Consider the following 17,281-nt stretch of genomic DNA (forward strand, 5'->3'; position numbering starts at 1 on the left):
AGGGGCTGGCCCCTCGCTCCGCCCTCACCGCAAGAGATTACCGGAGACGGACATGTACAACTTCGAACTCACCAAGCCCGCGACGCTTCAGGACGCGGTGAATGCCCTGAAGGACGAGGAGGCGCAGGCGCTCGGCGGGGGCCAGACGCTCCTGCCGACGATGAAGGCGCGGCTGGCGCAGATGGACACGCTGGTCGCGCTGTCGCAGATCGACGAGTTGCGCGGCATCTGCACCGATGATGACGGACGCGTCTGCATCGGTGCGGCCACCACCCATGCCGAGGTCCAGACGGGCTGCGCCGACAGCTACCCGGCGCTGGCCTCGCTGGCGGGCCGGATCGGCGACCCGGCGGTCCGCGCGCGGGGCACGATCGGCGGCAGCCTCGCCAACAACGACCCCTCCGCCTGCTACCCGGCCGGCGCGCTGGCCTCGAACGCGACGATCCGCACGGACCGGCGCGAAATCGACGCCGACGACTTCTTCCTGGGCATGTTCGAGACCGCGCTGGAAGACGGCGAGATCGTCACCGAGGTGAAGTTCCCGGTCCCCGAGCGCGCCGCCTACGAGAAGTTCATCCAGCCCGCCTCCCGTTTCCCGCTGGTCGCGGTCTACGTCGCCAAGTTCTCGGACGGGGTGCGCGTCGCGGTGACGGGTGCGTCGTCGGACGGCGTCTTCCGCTGGACCGAGGCCGAACAGGCGCTGTCGTCGGACTTCTCGGCCGACGCGATCAAGGGCCTCGCCGCACCCGACGCGGGCGGCATGATCTCCGACCTGCACGGCTCGGGCGAGTATCGTGCGCATCTCGTGACGGTGATGACCGCGCGCGCGGTGAAGGCCGCGGGCTGACCGACCGCGAGGCGATGCGGGGCGGGGACTGGTATCCCGCCCTGACGCCCGAACTGGAGGCGATGCGGCGGACGGCCCGCATCGCCTGCCATGCCCACAGGACGTTGGCCCCGGACGCGCGCGGCGCTATGGCGCCTGAACTGGCCGCGCTCTTGGCCCGCGTGGGGCGCGACTGCTTCATCGAAGCGCCGTTCCACTGCTCCTATGGCTGCCATATGGAACTCGGCGACGGGGTCTACCTGAACGCAGGCTGCGTCATTCTCGACAGTGCACGCGTCACGATCGGCGATCGCACGATGCTGGGTCCGGGCGTGCAGATCTACTGCGCCGATCACCACCGCGACGCGACGGAACGGGCGAAGGGCATCGAGCGGGCGCGTCCTGTCGATATCGGCGCGGATGTCTGGATCGGCGGCGCGGCGATCCTTCTGCCGGGGGTGCGCATCGGTGCAGGCGCGATCATCGGCGCCGGTGCGGTGGTCACGCGCGACGTCGCGGCGGGCGCGCGGGTGGTGGGCAACCCGGCGCGCCCCGTCTGACGGTCCGGACGGCCAAACGCGAAAGGGCGCCCGAAGGCGCCCCGATTGCGAACCATTTGGCTTTTTCAGCGCGCGGACGGGCCGATCATCATCACCATCTGCCGGCCTTCCATCTTGGGGAAGTTCTCGACCTTGCCGACGGTCTCGGTGTCCTTGGCGACCCGCTCGAGCAGCTCTCGACCGAGATTCTGGTGCGCCATCTCGCGGCCGCGGAATCGCAGGGTGACCTTCACCTTGTCGCCGCCCTCGAGGAACCGGAAGACGTTGCGCATCTTGACGTCGTAGTCATGCGTGTCGGTGTTGGGGCGGAACTTCACCTCCTTCACCTCGATCGTCTTCTGCTTCTTTCGGGCCTCGGCCTCTTTCTTCTGGGTCTCGTACTTGAACTTGCCGAAATCCATGATCTTGCAGACCGGCGGATTGGCGTTCGGACTGATCTCGACGAGGTCCAGACCGGCATTCTCGGCCATCTCTCGGGCGCGGGCGGGGCTGACGACCCCGACGTTTTCGCCTTCGGCGCCGATCAGGCGGATTTCGACGGCGCGGATCTTGTCGTTGACACGGGGGCCGGTGTCGCGCTGCGGAGGCGCGTTGTGGGGTCTGCGGGCGATGGTCGTTGTCCTCTCAGATGTTACGACAGGGCGACAAGGTAGCTGTCCTCCGCCGCCGCTTCAAGGCGAGAGAATAGCGTGGAACCCGAAGGTGCGCTTTCGGATTGAGGGTGTAGGGGCGTTGCGCCATGCAACCCCAGGACGAGAATCGCACCGAGGAGTACCGCACATGTCCCGCAACCTGATCGTCGGCCTGGCCGTCGTGGTCGTCGCCATCCTGGCCTGGATCGTGATCGACCGCATGGATGACGGCGAAGTGGCCGCCGTCGAGAGCGACGTCGAAGGCGCCGTCGTCGAGGCCGAAGCCGAAGCGGTCGAGACGACCGAAGAGGTCGAAGCCGCCGCCGAAGAGGCCGCTGCCGAAACCGAAGCCGCCGCCGAAGAGGCCGCTGCCGAGACCGAAGCCGCCGCGGAAGAGGCTGCCGAAGGTGCAGCCGCGCTGGCCGAAGATGCCGGTGAGGCGGTCGAGAACGCCGCCGACGCGACCGCCGAAGCCGCAGGCGACGCTGTCACCGCCACCGGCGAAGCGGTCGAGAACGCTGCCGAGGCCGTGGAGAACGCCGCCGAGGGCGCCGCTGCCGAGGTCACCGAATCGACTGTCGCCATCACCGATGACGCCGCCGTCGAAGCCACCGATGGTGTCGAGGTCACGACGACGACCGTGCCGCTGGAAGGTGGTGACGCCGACCTGAACACGCTGCTGACCGCCGAAAACTTCGATGGCGAGCAGATCCTGGTCTATGTCGACGAATCCGATCTCGACCCGGTCGTGAAGACGACCCTGCGCACGGCCGTCGAGCAGGCCGAGAACAACCCCGACATGGTCGACGCCGTCGTCCTTCAGCTGCGCACCCGCCTTCTGGGCGAGTGATCGCACCCACCTGAAACGAGAAGGGGCCGCGTCCGGTTTGGACGCGGCCCCTTTTTCATGTCCGGCGAGCCATACGGCGTGGCGGGCGTCAGCCCACGAACGCCTTTTCGACGACGTAGTGCTTCGGCTCGGAGTTCGCGCCTTCCTCTAGGCCGAAGCCTTCGAGGATCTCCTTCAGATCGGTATTCAGACCCATCGAGCCGCAGACCATCGCGCGGTCCGTCTCGGGCGTGATCGCGTCGATGCCGAGATCGCGGAGCACCTCGCCCGAGCGCAGAAGCTCGGTGATCCGGCCCATCTTGGGCGACGTCTCGCGGGTGGTCGTCGGGTAGTAGCGCAGCTTGGCGATGTTCTCGGGCCCGATCAGCTCGGCCAGCATCTCGTCGCTCCGCACCTCCTCGATCAGGCGGCGGCCGTATTCCAGCTCGGCCACGTCGCGCACGGTATGGGTGACGATGACCTCTTCGAAGCGCTCGTAGGTCTCGGGGTCGCGTAGAAGCGAGGCGAAGGGCGCAAAGCCCGTGCCCGTGGCGAAGAACCACAGCCGTTTGCCCGGCAGCAGGGCGTCATGGACCAGCGTGCCCACCGGCTTGGGCCGCAGGATGATCTGGTCGCCCGGCTGGATGTGCTGGAGCTTAGAGGTCAGCGGGCCGTCCTGCACCTTGATGGAATAGAATTCCAATTCGTCGTCCCAACTGGGCGAGGCGATGGAATAGGCGCGCAGCAGGGGCTTCTGTCGCCCCGTCTCGGGATGCGGATCGCCCATCAGGCCGATCATGACGAACTCGCCCGACCGGAACCGAAGCGAGGCGGGGCGCGTCACCCGAAAGCTGAACAGCCGGTCGGTCCAGTGGGTGACGGCGGTGACCGTCTGGGCGTCGGGCAGGACGGGCTGCGCGGTGGCATTCACCGGGGTGGCGGGCTGCTGGGTCACGGGGCTCTGCTCGGTCATGGGCTGTCGGACGCCGGTGTGGCGCCCCTCCGGGGTCTAGTCGTTGATCTGGGTCAGGGGAAGGTCAGGCGGCGTCGCGCGTGCGCCCCAGCCGGGCCTGATAGTCATGCGCGCGCCAACCGGCGCGGGCGCGCCATTGGTCCGCAGGCTGGCGGGCGGCGAGGGCCTCGTCGATCTCGACCTCGTCGAACCCCGCGCGCCGGGCCATGGCGTATTGGTCGGCGAGAACGTGCCCCGCGGCCCTCAGACGCCCGGCGAAGCCCGCGCGCCGCAGCTGTCGTGCGATGGTGAAGCCCCGCCCGTCGGCGAAGCTGGGAAACGCCACGCGGATCGTCACGACCTCGGCCAACCGGTCGAGGACCGGCGCGAGGTCGGCATCGGGGGCGATGTCCACGGCGAGCGGCCCATTGGCCGGCAGCGCGTCCGAGGGAACGAACTGCGCGTTCAGGTCGTCGGCGGCGAAGCCGGTATCGGTCACGATGGGCATGGGGTCAGTCCTTGCACGGCCGCGCGGGCCAGATGCGCGCGCCGTCAAGATGGATGCCGCATTCGGTCTTCTCGGTCCGGCGCCAGCGTCCCGCCCGCATGTCCTCGCCCGGCAGCACGCTTTCGGTGCAGGGCGCGCAGCCGATGGACGCGAAGCCCTTGGCGACCAGCGGGTGACGGGGCAGGGCGTGGGCGTCCATATGGGCGGCGATATCCTCGCGCGACCACGCGGCCAGCGGGTTGAACTTGAGCGCGGCGCCGTCGGCCTCGACCACGGCGAGGTCCGCCCGGTCGCCGCCGTGATGACGCTTCCGCCCGGTGATCCAACCGTCGAAGGCCTGCAACGCAAGTTCCAGTGGCTTGACCTTGCGAATGGCGCAGCAGGTGTCGGTGTCCGACTGGTGCAGGAGGCCGTCGGGGTCATGTGCGAAGGTATCCGCGGGATCGGGTCGGATGATACGGATATCGGTGAGGCCGAGGATCTCGGCCACCTCGGTCTGGTAGGCGAGCGTTTCTACGAAGAGCATTCCCGTTTCGAGAAACAGGACCGGACGTGCGGGATCGACGCGCGACAGCAGATGCAGGAGGACGACCGATTCGGCGCCGAAGGACGAAACCATGGCGATCTCGCCCGTCCCGAGCGCGCGGACTAGGATGGCCTCGGCGGGGGCGTCGGCCAGCTCGGCGTTCAGCGCGGCCGCGCGGGCGGCGATCAGGACATGGGCATCAAGCGGCACCGCGGGCCTCCGTGGGATAGAGCGCGGCCTTGAACGGGGCGGCGCCGAGCCGTTTGTAGGTCTCGAGGAAGATCTCGTCGGGTCCGTCCCTCAGGTCGAGATAGGCGAGGATCAGGCGCTCGATCGCCGGCACGATCTGGTCGTAGGCGAAGCCGGGACCGGTGCGCGCGCCGATCGCCGCGTCCGGGCCCTGATCGCCGCCCAGCGTGATCTGGTAGTTCTCGACGCCCGCGCGATCCAGCCCGATGATGCCGATATGGCCCACATGGTGGTGCCCGCAGGCATTGATGCAGCCCGAGATCTTGATCTTCAGGTGGCCGACATCGTGCTCGATCTTGAGGTCGTCGATGCGGGTCGCGATGGCTTGTGCGACGGGGATCGAGCGGGCGGTGGCCAGCGCGCAGTAGTCCATGCCGGGGCAGGCGATGATGTCGGAGGCCAGCCCGATATTCGCAGTTCCGAGCCCTGCGCCGCGCAGTGCGGCATGGATCGCGGGCAGCGCGTCGCGCGGCACATGCGGCAGGATGACGTTCTGCTCGTGGCTGATGCGGAGCTCGCCATAGGCATGGGTCTCGGCCAGGTCCGCGATCAGGCGCATCTGGTCGGCCGTGGCGTCGCCGGGCGTCGCGCCATGGGCCTTTAGCGAGATGGTGACGACGGCGTGGTCGCCCCGGCGGTGGGCCTCGGTATTGGTGTCGATCCAGGACCGCAGGACGGGGTCGAGGGTGGGGGTCGCCTCGTTGTCGCGGAAGGCCGGCGGGGCGAACTGCGCCTCGATCCGCGCCAGCGCGGCCATGGCGCTTTGGTCGAAGAGCGGGCGGATCTCGGCGAAGCGGGCGTCGATCATGGCCCGGATCTCGTCCAGGCCGGTCTCGTGGACGGTGATCTTGATGCGCGCCTTGTACTTGTTGTCGCGCCGCCCGAGCCGGTTGTAGACCGACACGATCGCCTCGCAATAGGGCAGCAGATCCGCCAGCGGCAGCCAGTCGGTCAGCACCTTGCCCACCATCGGCGTGCGACCGAGGCCGCCACCGATCAGGACGCGGATGCCGATCTCGTTCCCGCGCGCGACCAGTTGCAGGCCGATATCGTGGGCGCGGGTGACGGCGCGGTCCATGGGCGAACCCGTGACCGCGATCTTGAACTTGCGCGGCAGGAACTGGAATTCCGGGTGATCGGTGGACCATTGGCGCAGAAGCTCGGCCACGGGGCGGGGATCGGCCACCTCGTCGGCATGGGCGCCTGCGAAATGGTCGGCGGTCACGTTGCGGATCGTGTTTCCGGAGGTCTGGATCGCGTGCATCCCGACCTCGCCCAGCCGGTCGAGCATGTCGGGGATGTCGCGCAGTTCGGGCCAGTTGTACTGGATGTTCTGGCGCGTGGTGAAATGGCCGTAGCCCTTGTCATAGGTCTCGGCCAGGTCGGCCAGCACCCGCATCTGCGCGCTGGACAGCGTGCCGTAGGGGATCGCCACCCGCAGCATGTAGGCATGCAGCTGCAAATAGACGCCGTTCATGAGGCGCAGCGGCTTGAACTCGTCTTCGGTCAGGCTGCCGTCGATGCGGCGCTCGACTTGGGCGCGGAACTGGGCGTTCCGCTCGGCGAGGAAGGCGCGGTCGAAATCGTCGTACTGGTACATCAGGATGCCTCGTGGGCTTTGCCGTGGGCGTAATTCGTGGGGCCGCTGGCGCGGAAGGCCTCGCGGAAATGGACGGGGGCCGGGCCATTCTCGGTCCGCGTCACCTCGGCGAGGTAGGCGCCGACGATATGCGGCTGGGCCAGCGCATCGAGGAGGCGGGCCTCGGCCACGGCCTCGTCGGTCAGCATCTCGGCGTCGGAGAGGGCGGTGACCCAGGTGTCGGCAGCGGACAGATAGACCACGTCGCCTTCGAGCAGGCGATTGGCGGTGACGACCTTGGGGGCGAAGGGGCGGCGGCTCATAGCGCGATCTCCCGAAGGGTTGCGGCGGCCGCGCGGGGGGCGAGGCCGTGGAGAAGGAGGGCGGGGCCGGTCACGTCGGCCAGCACGTCGGGCAGGGTGGCAAGGGTCGCGGGGATCGTCCGCTGATCGGTGCGGGAGGCGTTCTCGACGATGGTGACGGGGGTGCCGGGCGCCGCGCCGTGCATCATCAGCCGGCCCTGCATCCAGCGCGCGGCGCGCTTGCCCATGTAGATGCCCGCGACCGCGCCGGGGCGGGCCAGCGCCGCCCAGTCCTGGTCCGCGAAGCCCTGCATATCGTGGCCCGTCAGCATCCGGACCGATCCGTTCCGCCCGCGCTTCGTCAGGCTCTGCCCGATCGAGGCGACGGCGGCGGATGCGGCGGTGATGCCCGGCACGATGGTCCACGCGACGCCGGCGGCGTCGAGCGCCTCGATCTCCTCGTCGAGCCGGCCGAAGATGGTCGGATCGCCGGATTTCAGCCGCACGACATGCGCGCCGCCGCTGGCATGAGCCACCATCAGGTCGTTGATCGCGTCCTGCCCGGTCGAGGGGCCGAACCCCTCCTTGCCGACGTCGAGGATGACCGCCTCGCGCCGCGCCAGCTCGAGGATCTCGGGTGCCACGAGCCGGTCGTGGATCACCACGTCGGCGCGGTCGAGGGCCCGGCGGGCCTTGACCGTCAGAAGCTCGGGGTCGCCGGGGCCCGCGCCCACGAGGTCGACATGGCCGGGACGCGCGTCCCCGGACAGGTGCCGATCGAGGAGCGTGTCGAGCGTGTCGCGGATCGCGGACTCGCCCCGGTCGGCGGCGCGGGGACCGGCCTCGTTATAGTACTCGGCCCAGAAGCGGCGGCGCACGGCCCCCATCGGCAGCGCGTCGGCGGTCGCGCGGAAGGTCTTGGCGATCCGCGCGAGCAGGCCCGTGGCGGCGGGCAGGCGGGCTTCGATATCGGCCTTGATCTTGCGGGCGAGGACGGGGGCCGCCCCTTCGGTCCCGATGGCGACGACGACCGGGTCGCGGTCGACGATGGCGGGCGTGATGAATTGCGAGTTCTGGAGGTCGTCGACGACGTTGACCAGCGCGCCGTCGGCGGTGGCGAGACGCAGGGCCTCGGCGTCGCGGGTTGCATCCTCATGCGCGGCATAGGCCACGACGCAGCAGAGCGCGTCACCGGGCTCCTGGGCGCGGGGGATCAGGGTCAGGCGGCCGTCGGCAGCCCAGTCCGTGATCTCGGGGGCGGGATCCTCGGCCAGCACGGTGATATGCGCTTCGGTCTTCAGAAGCAGGCGCAGCTTGGCGATGGCGGCATCCCCGCCGCCCGCAACAAGGACGCGGCGACCGGCGAGGGCGAGGAAGACGGGGAAGTGCTGCATGGGGCCGGAACCTGTGTTTCGTCTTTCCCGAATGTAGAACATCGTCCTCGGAATGGGCAGGTGGGCGGCGATGACAAGAACGTTGTCATCGTGGATATCTATCGGATATGCGTTCGTTCCGAACAGCGAAGGATTTGCGAATGGCGGCCCGATTGGATGAGCTGGATCGGAAGATCCTCCGGCGGTTGCAGGCGGATGCGGGCGAGTCGCTCGACGCGATCGCCCGCGAGGTGGGGTCGTCGAAGACCCCGGTGTGGAACCGGATTCGCAAGATGCGAGAGGCGGGCGTGATCGGCCCGAGCACGGTGATCGTCGATCCCGACGCGCTGGGGCTGGAGGCGTGTTTCTTCGTGCTGATCCGCACCTCGGAACACGAGGCGGAGTGGCAGGCGCGCTTCCTCGCCGCGCTCCGCGCTCGCCCCGAAGTGCAGGAGGCGCACCGGCTGGCGGGCGAGATCGACTACATCCTGAAGGTCCGGGTCGAGAACGCGCGCGCCTACGACACGTTCTACCAGGCGCTGATCTCGGAGGTGCGGGTGTTCAACGTCACCGCGCTCCTGTCGATGGAGGAGCTCAAGGCCGAGACCGCGCTCCCTGTCTGACTAGGGGCGTCAGCCGAGGTCCTTCGGGGTCACGAAGGCCAGCACGGCGCCATCGTCGCCAATCACGCAGCACGCGCCCGGCGGGTAGTGCCCGAACGCGGGATGGTCGGGGGGCGGTGCGGCCAATTCGGCGGCGGCTTCGGCGATGCCCGGATTGTGGGCGACGATCATAAGCGGTGCGGTGGCATCGCGCGCGTGGTCGAGCAGCACGCGCGTCGGCGCGTTGTAGAGGTCGTCGGGGAAGGCCGTCTCGGCGGCGAGGTCGAGGGCATCGAGCGTCTCGCGCGTACGGGTCGCTGGCGAGCAGAGGATGCGCGCGGGCAGGTGGCCGTCGGCTCGCAGCCAATCCCCGATCCGGCGGGCATCCGCGATGCCCTTCTCGGTCAGGTGCCGCGCGCGGTCGGGGCGGCCGCCGCCGGCCTGTGCGTGGCGCAACAGGATCAGCATGGGTGAAACGCCGCCATGTGATGCGCGGCCTGCGCGTCCGGCCGGGGCGGCGAGGCGGGGCAGGCGCGGCGGACGGCACAGCCGCGCGCCATGCAGTCGTTGCGCGGATCGTCGAGCCAGGCGTGACAGGCCGGGAGGTCATAGCCGTCGGATGTCAGAGCAAGGACGGGACAGGCCGTGGTACAGGGCGCAGGGCATCCCACGCAGGGCGACGGGCCGGGCGCGGGGAGGACGATCCGGCGCGGCACCCGGATCGCGCCGCGAAAGCTGACGTTGAGGCCTTGGGTCCGGTGCACGAGCAGGCCCACCGGCGAGACATGGCACGCCCCGGTGCCCGTGGCCCAGGTCATGAAGGGCTGGCGCGGCGTGCCGAAGGGAAAGAGCGCCGTGCCCCCAAGATCCCGCGCCAGCGCCGTGAGCACGCGAGCGGACCAGCGATCGATCGGGTCCGGCGCATGGGCTTCGGGTGAGGCTTGCAGAACTCTCCAGAAGCGCGCGGGGTCAGGTCCGTAGAGAAGGAGTGTGCCCTCGCCCTTCTGCATTCCGCCCAGCAGTTCCAATCCCAGCACGGTGGCCTCGGCGGCCAACGCGTCCCAGGTGGCGGCCTCAGCCACCGGTATGGCTCATGTGGCGCGACATCTGCCCCGCGACCCGCTGGCGCGAATAGTCGAAATCGTGGCCCTTGGGCTTGCGCGCGATGGCCGCCCGTATCGCGGCCTCGACGGGTGCGTCCTCGGGCGCGGCCCGAAGCGGCGCGCGCAAGTCCGCCATGTCTTCCTGTCCGAGGCACATGAACAACTGGCCCGTACAGGTCAGCCGCACCCGGTTGCAGCTTTCGCAGAAATTATGGGTCAGCGGCGTGATGAAGCCCAACCGCTGACCCGTCTCGGCAAGCGTGAAATACCGGGCTGGCCCGCCGGTGCGATGCGCGGATTCCGTCAGCGTGAAGCGCTCGGCCAGCCGGGCGCGCAGATCGGCGAGCGGCCAATATTGGTCGAGCCGAAGCGTGCCATCTGTGCCGTCGCCCATATCGCCCATCGGCATGACCTCGATGAAGGTCAGGTCGAGGTCCTCGGCGGCGGCCCAGGCCACGAGGTCGAAGAGCTCGCCGTCGTTCACGCCCTTGAGCGCGACGGCGTTGATCTTGACGCGCAGCCCCGCGGCTTGAGCCGCGGCAATGCCGCGACGGACCTTGGCGAGGTCGCCCCAACGGGTGATCGCGCGGAACCGGTCCGCATCGAGGGTATCGAGCGAAACGTTGACGCGGCGCACACCGACGGCGGCGAGATCGGCCGCGAAGCGCTCGAGCTGCGATCCGTTGGTCGTCAGCGTCAACTCGTCAAGCCCGTGGCCCAGATGCTGGGACATGCCTTCGAAGAAGGACATGATGTTGCGGCGCACCAAGGGCTCGCCGCCGGTGATGCGCAGCTTGCGCACGCCCATGCGGACGAAGGCCGTGCACAGGCGCTCCAGCTCCTCGAGGGTCAGAAGGTCCTTCTTGGGCAGGAAGGTCATGTGTTCCGACATGCAGTAGGTGCAGCGGAAATCGCAGCGGTCGGTAACCGACACCCGGAGGTAGTCGATGGTTCGGGCGAAGGGGTCGATCAGCGGTGCGGACATGGCGTGACGGTAAGCCCCGCCGACGGGGCGCACAAGGCGAGACGAGGGGCTGACAGCCGTCCCGCATTGGCTAGGATGGCCGCCAGGCAACCCAGACGCGAAGGCGCACCCGATGATCCGCACGATTCCCCTTCTTGCCCTGATACTTGCGGGCTGTGCGCAGATCCCGTTCCTGAACCGCGGCGCCTCGACGTCGACGGGAAGCGCGCCGACCGAGGTGCCCGCGCCCTTGCCCGCGGGCAGCGCGACCGCGCCCGACACGGTGGTGGCCCCGCCCCGTGCGGTGACGGCGTCGGCGGCGGCACTCGACACCGTCTCCGAGGAACAGAAGGCCGCCGCCCGCGCCGAGGCCGCTGCCGCGCCGGCCGGGGGTGAGCTGGGGACAGTGACCGTGGCGCTCGGCGATCCGGCCGATCCGGGGCTCTGGGTCAAATCCGACCTCGTGAGTGCCGACACCCCCGGAACCGTGCGCACCGGCGACGGCGATGCGATCGCCGTGACGCTGCGCCCGCTCGGGTCGGACGGCGGCGCGCAGATATCGCTTCCGGCGCTCCGCGCGCTGGGCCTGCCGTTGACCGGGCTGCACCCGGTGACGCTAGCCTCCACATGACCGGGGCCGAGCGGGCGATCCCGTGACACCCGGCCGCCGCACCATCCCCGAGCTTGCGGACTGGGACGCCATGCGCGCGGCCTTTCGTTGGGACATTCCCGACCGCTTCAACATCGCCGAGGGCATCTGCGACGCCTGGGCCGAGACCGAGCCGGACCGTGTGGCGATCATTGATCTCTCGGACGGACGGGACGTCTGGACCTATGGCCGCCTCCGCGACGTCTCCGACCGGCTCGCGGGCGGGCTCTCGGCAGCGGGCGTCGGGCCGGGCGACCGCGTTGCGATCCTGATGCCGCAGCGGGCCGAGGTGATCGTGGCGCATCTGGCGGCGATGAAGCTCGGGGCGGTGTCGCTGCCGCTCTTCGCGCTTTTCGGGGCCGAGGCGCTGGACTACCGGCTGCGCGATTCCGGGGCGGTCGCGGTCATCGGCGACGCGGCGGGGCTCGCGCGGCTGGACGCGCTCGATCTGCCGGACCTCGCGCATCGCGTCGATGTCGACGACTGGGACGCGATGCTGGGGACGCCCGTGCCGTGTGCGGACACCGCCGCCGACGACCCGGCGATGATGATCTACACCTCGGGCACGACCGGGACGCCGAAGGGCGTGCTCCATGCGCATCGCTTCCTTTACGGCCATCTGCCCTGCGTTGAGACCGCGTTCGAAGGCTTCCCGCAACCGGGCGACGTGGCGTGGACGCCCGCAGACTGGGCGTGGATCGGCGGGCTGATGGACCTCGCGATGCCCGCGCTCTGGTTCGGCGTACCGCTGGTCGCCAAGCGCTTCGCCAAGTTCGAGCCGGGTGACGCGTGGGATCTGATTGTCGCCGAGGGCGTGACCTGCGCCTTCCTGCCGCCGACGGCGCTCAAGATGCTGCGCCGGAGTCCGGCTCCGAAGGGGCTGGCGCTCCGCGCGGTGATGTCGGGCGGCGAGGCGCTGGGCGCGGATCTCCTCGGGTGGGGACGCGCCGCACTCGGGGTGCCGATCAACGAGATCTACGGCCAGACCGAGTGCAACCTCGTGATGGCGGCCTGCGCGGGCACCCAGACGGTCGAGCCGGGCACGCTGGGCCGCGCCGTGCCCGGCGTCGAAGTGGAGATACGCGATGGCGACGGGCCGGTCGCCGAAGGCGCGGTGGGCGAGATCTGCACCCGCGGCTCGCCCGCGACCTTCCTGCGCTACTGGAACAAGCCCGAACAGACCGAGGAGAAATGGCGCGATGGCTGGCTGCGGACCGGCGATCTGGGTCGGGCAGGGGCGGATGGCGTGATCACCTACATGTCGCGCGACGACGACGTCATCACGTCATCGGGTTACCGCATCGGCCCGACCGAGATCGAAACCTGTCTCACTGGCCATCCGCAAGTCGTGATGTGCGCCGTCGTCGGTCTGCCCGACCCCGATCGCGGCGAGGCGGTGACGGCATTCGTCGTGGCCGAGGGTGAGACAGAGGGGCTGGCGGCTGCCCTCGTCGATCGCGTCCGCGCCCGCCTCTCGCCGCACATGGCGCCGCGCGCCGTCCGCTTCGTCGACGCGTTGCCGATGACGACGACCGGAAAGATCATGCGCCGCGCCCTTCGGGATGCCTGACGGATGCCGTGGATTAAGATTCCGTTATCAAAACGGGCGACATAGGCGCGCCCATACCGTAGCCTGTCGGCGAGCAGGTAAGATCGAGGCGTGCGGTCCGGCACGCGTCGAACAGGAGGTTCGCGACGTGGCAATCGACGCACCCGGCGGCAGGCCGCAGCCCGGAAACGCGAGCATGATGAAGGTCCCGCCGCGAGTGGCCTATTGGACCGATCGACCGGATGTCGCGACCGAGATTTCGGCGGCCGCGGCGCGGCTCGACGTGCCGCTGCAGCCTCTGGGGCGTGGGGTTCGGCGGCCTCAGGCGGACATCTGGATCATCGATACGGACTGGGTCGAGAGGGGCGTTCAATGGGGCGAGGCGCTGCTCGCGGATGAGGCCGTGACCGTCATCCTCTACGGCGAAGGCGAGGGGGCCCATGTGCGCTTGCCCGTCTATCGCAAATTCGTCGCCCGGTCGGAGCAGAGCGCCGCGCTCGACGACGCGCTGTCCCGCGCCATCGGCGCGCTGGGTCACCGCTCCGGCGGGGCCCTACGGGGCGCCGTCAAGCCGATTTCCGCCGACGCCGCGGACTGACCGATCCGTCAGGCCGCTGGCATCCGGCGCTCGACGATCTCGGCCCACCACGAACATCCCGCCGGAATGGCCTCATCGGTGAAGTCGTATTCGGGATGGTGGACGGGGGCCGTGTCGCCATTCCCGACGAGGATGTAGGCGCCCGGCCGCTCCTCGAGCATGAAGGCGAAATCCTCGCCCCCCATGACCAGCGGCGCGTCCTCGCAATCCCCGGAGACCGCACGCGCCACTTCGGCAGCGAACTCCGTCTGTTCGTCGTGGTTGGCCATCACCGGGTAGTTGCGCTGATATTCCACCCGCACGGTGCCGCCGAAGGTCGCGGCGATGCCCTCGGAGATTTCGGTCATCCGCCGCTCGGCCAGGTCGCGCATGTCGTCGTCCATCGTGCGCACGGTGCCCTTGATATGCACCCGCTGGGGGATGACGTTGAAGGCCTTCGACGAGGTCTCGAAGGAGGTGACCGAGACGACGATGTTCTTCGTCGGATCGGCGTTGCGGCTGACGATCGACTGGAGCGCGGTGACGAGTTGCGCGGCCATCAGCGTCGTATCCACGACCTCCTGCGGCTTGGCCGCGTGGCCGCCGCGCCCTTCGAGGTGGATGTCGAACACGTCCGTGGCCGCGAAGAACGCGCCGGGCCGGATCGAGAAGCTGCCCACGGGTTTGCCGGGCCAGTTATGCATCCCGTAGACCTCCTGGATGTTCCAGCGATCCATCATGCCGTCCTCGCACATCTCGCGACCGCCGCCGCCGCCCTCTTCGGCGGGTTGGAAGATCACGACGACCGAGCCGTCAAAATTGCGCGTCTCGGAGAGGTATTTCGCCGCGCCCAGCAGCATAGCGGTATGACCGTCATGGCCGCAGGCATGCATCGCGCCGTCGGTCTTGGAGGCATAGGCCACGCCGGTCTGCTCGTGGATCGGCAGGGCGTCCATGTCGGCGCGCAGGCCGATCACCTTGCCGCCATCGGTCTTGCCCCGGATGACGCCGACCACGCCCGTCCGGCCGATGCCCTCGACCACCTCGTCGCAGCCGAATTCGCGCAGCTTGTCGGCGACCACCTTCGACGTGCGATGCGTGTCGAACAGGATCTCCGGGTTCTCGTGCAGGTCGCGCCGCCATTCGGTGATCTCGGGCAGCAGTTCGGCGAAGCGGTTCTTGACGGGCATGTCGGCTCTCCGGTGTGAGGGGTCGGGCGCAGGACACACCCGATCCGCGGGGGCCGCAAGGGGTCACTCCGCCGCTTCGCGCGCCTTCGGCGTCTCAAGCGCGCCGTCCATGTGCAGCGTCTGCGTGGGAAAGGGGATGTCGATGCCGTTCGCGGCGAAGATGTCCTCGACGGCGAGCATCACCGCCGAGCGGACATGCACCGTGTCGGACTGGGTCGACTTGGTCCACCAGCGCAAACGGACGACCTTGGCGAAATCGCCGAGATTGACCGACAACGCCTCGGGGGCGGGATCGGATTCGACGCCGTCGACACCGTTCGCGGCCTCGACCGCGACCCGCATAGCAAGCTTGGTGTCGGCGTCGTAGTGGATGCCGAAATCGTATTCCGACCGCCGGGTGGGGAAGGCCGTGTTGACGGTGACGGCGTTGGTGTAGACGTCCGAATTCGGGATCACGACGCGCTTGCCGTCGAAGGTGCGGATCAGGGTCGCGCGGGTCTCGATATGCTCGACCGTTCCTTCGTAATCGCCGGCGACGATCTGGTCGCCGACCTCGAAGGGCTGGCGGATCAGGATCAGGAGGCCCGCCAGCATGTTCTGGAGGATGTCCTTGAACGCAAAGCCGATCGCGACCGACCCGATGCCAAGCCCCGCGATCAGGTCGCCCGGCTTCAGGGACGGCGTGACGATGGTCAGCGCCAGCATCGCGCCTGCGATCCAGATCGCCCATTTCGCGAGGCTGCCGGTGACGGCGCCCAGATCGGCACGATCGCGCGACTTGCCGCTGCGGCGGATGCCCCATGCGACGGCGAGGCCCAGACCGACGAAGAGCGCGAGGACGAACGCGGCGACGGCGAGGTTTGGGATAAGGCGGAAGAACCCGTCGAGCCAGCCATCCAGCTTTTCGAGGATCAGTTGCGGGTCCGCGTCGATCGGATCGGCCCCGGTGAGCGTCTCGCCCCCGGTCTCGGTGTCGTCCTGTTCCATGGGGTCTCCGGCGTTGTGCTATGGGCAAACCACCCGGCGTGGTTGCGGTTCCCCGCGCCGGGCTACTCGGTCAGGGTGGCCACGACGCGGCGCAGGAGCGCCTCGCCCGCCTCGAACTGCTCGACCGCGATCCATTCGTCGGGCTGATGCGCTTGCGCGATGTCGCCGGGGCCGCAGACCACGGCGGAATAGCCGCGCTCCTGGAACTGGCCGGCCTCTGTGCCGTAGGTGACGACATGGGTGCCGTTGTCGCCGGTCAAGCGGCGGATGAGGGTCTCGGCCCGGCCGCCGTCCTCGGGGCGGAGCGCCGGCACGCCGAAATTGCGATCGAAGGTCACGCCCGCGTTCGGATGGCGCGCCCGAAGGCTCGCGTCGAGTTCGGTCAGAAACGCGTCGAGCGCCTGCGCGTGGCGCTCGGGATCGTCACCCGCCGGACAGCGGAAGCCGACGCTCAGATGGCAGTCCTTCGCGGTGATGTTGTGGGCGGTCCCGCCCTCGATCGTGCCGACATGCACCGTGGTGAAGGGCGGGTCGAAGGCCGCCGAGACGGCGTTCGGCGCCTCGGCCCGGATGGCGTCGTTGCGGTCATTGACCCAGCCGAGGATGCGCCCGGCCTCGTGCACGGCCGAAACCCCTTCGGGCAGCTTCGAGGAATGGACCTCGTAGCCGTGGACGTGGATCGCGAAGAGGACGCTGGCATTGTGGCCGGTGACCGCGCGCAGCATCGTCGGCTCGCCGATGATGGCGGCGGCGGCGCGGGGCAGGTGGCCCAGCATGTCGTCGATCATGGGCGGGGCGCCGACGCATCCGACCTCCTCGTCGTAGCTGAGCGCGATCTGAAGCGGGCGCTTGAGATCGAGCGACAGCGCGTGCGGCACCATGGCCAGCGCCAGCGCGTCGAAGCCCTTCATGTCGCAGGTGCCGCGCCCGTAAAGCTTGCCGCCCGCCTCGACCACGGTGAAGGGATCGGTGGACCAGTCCTGCCCGTCGACGGGTACGACGTCCGTGTGACCCGACAGGACCAGCCCGCCCTCCACCTCGGGCCCGACATTGGCATAGAGCGCGGCCTTGGTGCCGGTGGCGTCATAGACCCGCCGCGCGGAGACGCCGTGGCCGGCCAGGTAGTCCTCGACCCAGTCGATCAGGTCGAGATTCGAGTCGCGGCTGACCGTCGGGAACGCCACGAGGCGGTCGAGGATCTGTCGGGCGGTCAGGTCCATGAATTTCTCCTTCGGATGCAACGGGTGCGCCCTCGACGTGCAGCGGTCAAGCGGGACGGCGCGAAACCGGGCAGCGGCGAAGTGGACGCCCGGTAATTGGGCGA

General features: G+C 69.2%; 20 protein-coding genes. 7 read left to right on the forward strand and 13 right to left on the reverse strand.

Features of this window, described 5'->3' with window-relative positions:
- The first annotated feature begins 52 nt into the window (after positions 1 to 52).
- On the forward strand, positions 53 to 847 hold the full coding sequence (locus Q0833_RS05520) for a xanthine dehydrogenase family protein subunit M (protein WP_298431066.1): 795 nt from the start codon (positions 53 to 55) through the stop codon (positions 845 to 847).
- Between the two features lie 14 nt (positions 848 to 861).
- On the forward strand, positions 862 to 1,386 hold the full coding sequence (locus tag Q0833_RS05525; protein ID WP_298431068.1) for a sugar O-acetyltransferase: 525 nt from the start codon (positions 862 to 864) through the stop codon (positions 1,384 to 1,386).
- 65 nt (positions 1,387 to 1,451) lie between these two features.
- On the opposite strand, the gene infC is transcribed toward Q0833_RS05525, so the two are convergent.
- Entirely contained in the window at positions 1,452 to 1,997 is a 546-nt protein-coding gene (infC, locus tag Q0833_RS05530) for a translation initiation factor IF-3 (protein ID WP_367274960.1), read from the reverse strand.
- Between the two features lie 169 nt (positions 1,998 to 2,166).
- Here infC and Q0833_RS05535 point away from each other — a divergent pair, with 169 nt between their 5' ends.
- On the forward strand, positions 2,167 to 2,868 hold the full coding sequence (locus Q0833_RS05535; protein ID WP_298431070.1) for a hypothetical protein: 702 nt from the start codon (positions 2,167 to 2,169) through the stop codon (positions 2,866 to 2,868).
- A gap of 88 nt (positions 2,869 to 2,956) precedes the next feature.
- Here the strand turns inward: Q0833_RS05535 and Q0833_RS05540 are convergent, their stop codons facing one another.
- From Q0833_RS05540 to cysG, 6 genes are all read right to left on the reverse strand, one after another.
- A complete protein-coding gene (locus tag Q0833_RS05540) occupies positions 2,957 to 3,820 on the reverse strand; it encodes a ferredoxin--NADP reductase (RefSeq protein WP_298431072.1) in 864 nt (287 codons plus the stop codon).
- Between the two features lie 64 nt (positions 3,821 to 3,884).
- On the reverse strand, positions 3,885 to 4,307 hold the full coding sequence (locus tag Q0833_RS05545) for a DUF934 domain-containing protein (RefSeq protein ID WP_298431074.1): 423 nt from the start codon (positions 4,305 to 4,307) through the stop codon (positions 3,885 to 3,887).
- 4 nt (positions 4,308 to 4,311) lie between these two features.
- The gene (locus Q0833_RS05550) at positions 4,312 to 5,043 is read right to left on the reverse strand and encodes a phosphoadenylyl-sulfate reductase (RefSeq protein WP_298431076.1); all 732 of its coding nucleotides are present in this window, start codon (positions 5,041 to 5,043) and stop codon (positions 4,312 to 4,314) included.
- Entirely contained in the window at positions 5,033 to 6,682 is a 1,650-nt protein-coding gene (locus Q0833_RS05555; RefSeq protein WP_298431078.1) for a nitrite/sulfite reductase, read from the reverse strand. Before Q0833_RS05555 ends, Q0833_RS05550 begins: the two co-directional genes overlap by 11 nt.
- Positions 6,682 to 6,984 (reverse strand): DUF2849 domain-containing protein, encoded by a 303-nt coding sequence (locus Q0833_RS05560; protein WP_298431081.1) that lies wholly within the window; start codon positions 6,982 to 6,984, stop codon positions 6,682 to 6,684. The genes Q0833_RS05555 and Q0833_RS05560 overlap by 1 nt, the downstream gene beginning before the upstream one ends.
- On the reverse strand, positions 6,981 to 8,357 hold the full coding sequence (gene cysG, locus Q0833_RS05565) for a siroheme synthase CysG (RefSeq protein WP_298431083.1): 1,377 nt from the start codon (positions 8,355 to 8,357) through the stop codon (positions 6,981 to 6,983). Before cysG ends, Q0833_RS05560 begins: the two co-directional genes overlap by 4 nt.
- A gap of 140 nt (positions 8,358 to 8,497) precedes the next feature.
- On the opposite strand from cysG, the gene Q0833_RS05570 reads away from it, so the two are divergent.
- Positions 8,498 to 8,959 (forward strand): Lrp/AsnC family transcriptional regulator, encoded by a 462-nt coding sequence (locus Q0833_RS05570; protein ID WP_298431085.1) that lies wholly within the window; start codon positions 8,498 to 8,500, stop codon positions 8,957 to 8,959.
- Positions 8,960 to 8,968: 9 nt separating this feature from the next.
- On the opposite strand, the gene Q0833_RS05575 is transcribed toward Q0833_RS05570, so the two are convergent.
- From Q0833_RS05575 to moaA, 3 genes are read right to left on the reverse strand one after another with little or no spacing between them, the layout of a single operon-like run.
- The gene (locus Q0833_RS05575) at positions 8,969 to 9,406 is read right to left on the reverse strand and encodes a histidine phosphatase family protein (RefSeq protein ID WP_298431087.1); all 438 of its coding nucleotides are present in this window, start codon (positions 9,404 to 9,406) and stop codon (positions 8,969 to 8,971) included.
- Entirely contained in the window at positions 9,400 to 10,020 is a 621-nt protein-coding gene (locus Q0833_RS05580; RefSeq protein ID WP_298431089.1) for a ferredoxin, read from the reverse strand. Before Q0833_RS05580 ends, Q0833_RS05575 begins: the two co-directional genes overlap by 7 nt.
- Complete coding sequence (gene moaA, locus Q0833_RS05585) at positions 10,013 to 11,026, reverse strand: GTP 3',8-cyclase MoaA (protein WP_298431091.1); 1,014 nt, start codon at positions 11,024 to 11,026, stop codon at positions 10,013 to 10,015. The genes Q0833_RS05580 and moaA overlap by 8 nt, the downstream gene beginning before the upstream one ends.
- Before the next feature lie 112 nt (positions 11,027 to 11,138).
- Between moaA and Q0833_RS05590 the strand changes: the two genes are divergently transcribed.
- From Q0833_RS05590 to Q0833_RS05600, 3 genes are all read left to right on the forward strand, one after another.
- Entirely contained in the window at positions 11,139 to 11,636 is a 498-nt protein-coding gene (locus tag Q0833_RS05590; protein ID WP_298431094.1) for a D-galactarate dehydratase, read from the forward strand.
- A gap of 70 nt (positions 11,637 to 11,706) precedes the next feature.
- Positions 11,707 to 13,224, forward strand: coding sequence for an AMP-binding protein (locus Q0833_RS05595; RefSeq protein ID WP_298435000.1), 1,518 nt, complete (start codon positions 11,707 to 11,709; stop codon positions 13,222 to 13,224).
- Between the two features lie 175 nt (positions 13,225 to 13,399).
- Positions 13,400 to 13,801: a hypothetical protein gene (locus Q0833_RS05600; RefSeq protein ID WP_298431096.1), complete on the forward strand. Its 402-nt coding sequence runs from the start codon at positions 13,400 to 13,402 to the stop codon at positions 13,799 to 13,801.
- Positions 13,802 to 13,809: 8 nt separating this feature from the next.
- On the opposite strand, the gene Q0833_RS05605 is transcribed toward Q0833_RS05600, so the two are convergent.
- The 3 genes from Q0833_RS05605 to argE all read right to left on the reverse strand — a co-directional run bounded on the left by Q0833_RS05605 (position 13,810) and on the right by argE (position 17,177).
- Positions 13,810 to 14,970, reverse strand: coding sequence for a M20 aminoacylase family protein (locus Q0833_RS05605; protein ID WP_298431098.1), 1,161 nt, complete (start codon positions 14,968 to 14,970; stop codon positions 13,810 to 13,812).
- A 63-nt stretch (positions 14,971 to 15,033) separates the two neighbouring features.
- Complete coding sequence (locus tag Q0833_RS05610; RefSeq protein ID WP_298431100.1) at positions 15,034 to 15,957, reverse strand: mechanosensitive ion channel family protein; 924 nt, start codon at positions 15,955 to 15,957, stop codon at positions 15,034 to 15,036.
- Positions 15,958 to 16,019: 62 nt separating this feature from the next.
- Positions 16,020 to 17,177, reverse strand: coding sequence for an acetylornithine deacetylase (gene argE, locus Q0833_RS05615; protein ID WP_298431102.1), 1,158 nt, complete (start codon positions 17,175 to 17,177; stop codon positions 16,020 to 16,022).
- Positions 17,178 to 17,281 lie beyond the last annotated feature (104 nt).

Source organism: uncultured Jannaschia sp., from assembly GCF_947503795.1.
In the GTDB taxonomy this organism is placed as follows: Bacteria; Pseudomonadota; Alphaproteobacteria; order Rhodobacterales; family Rhodobacteraceae; genus Jannaschia.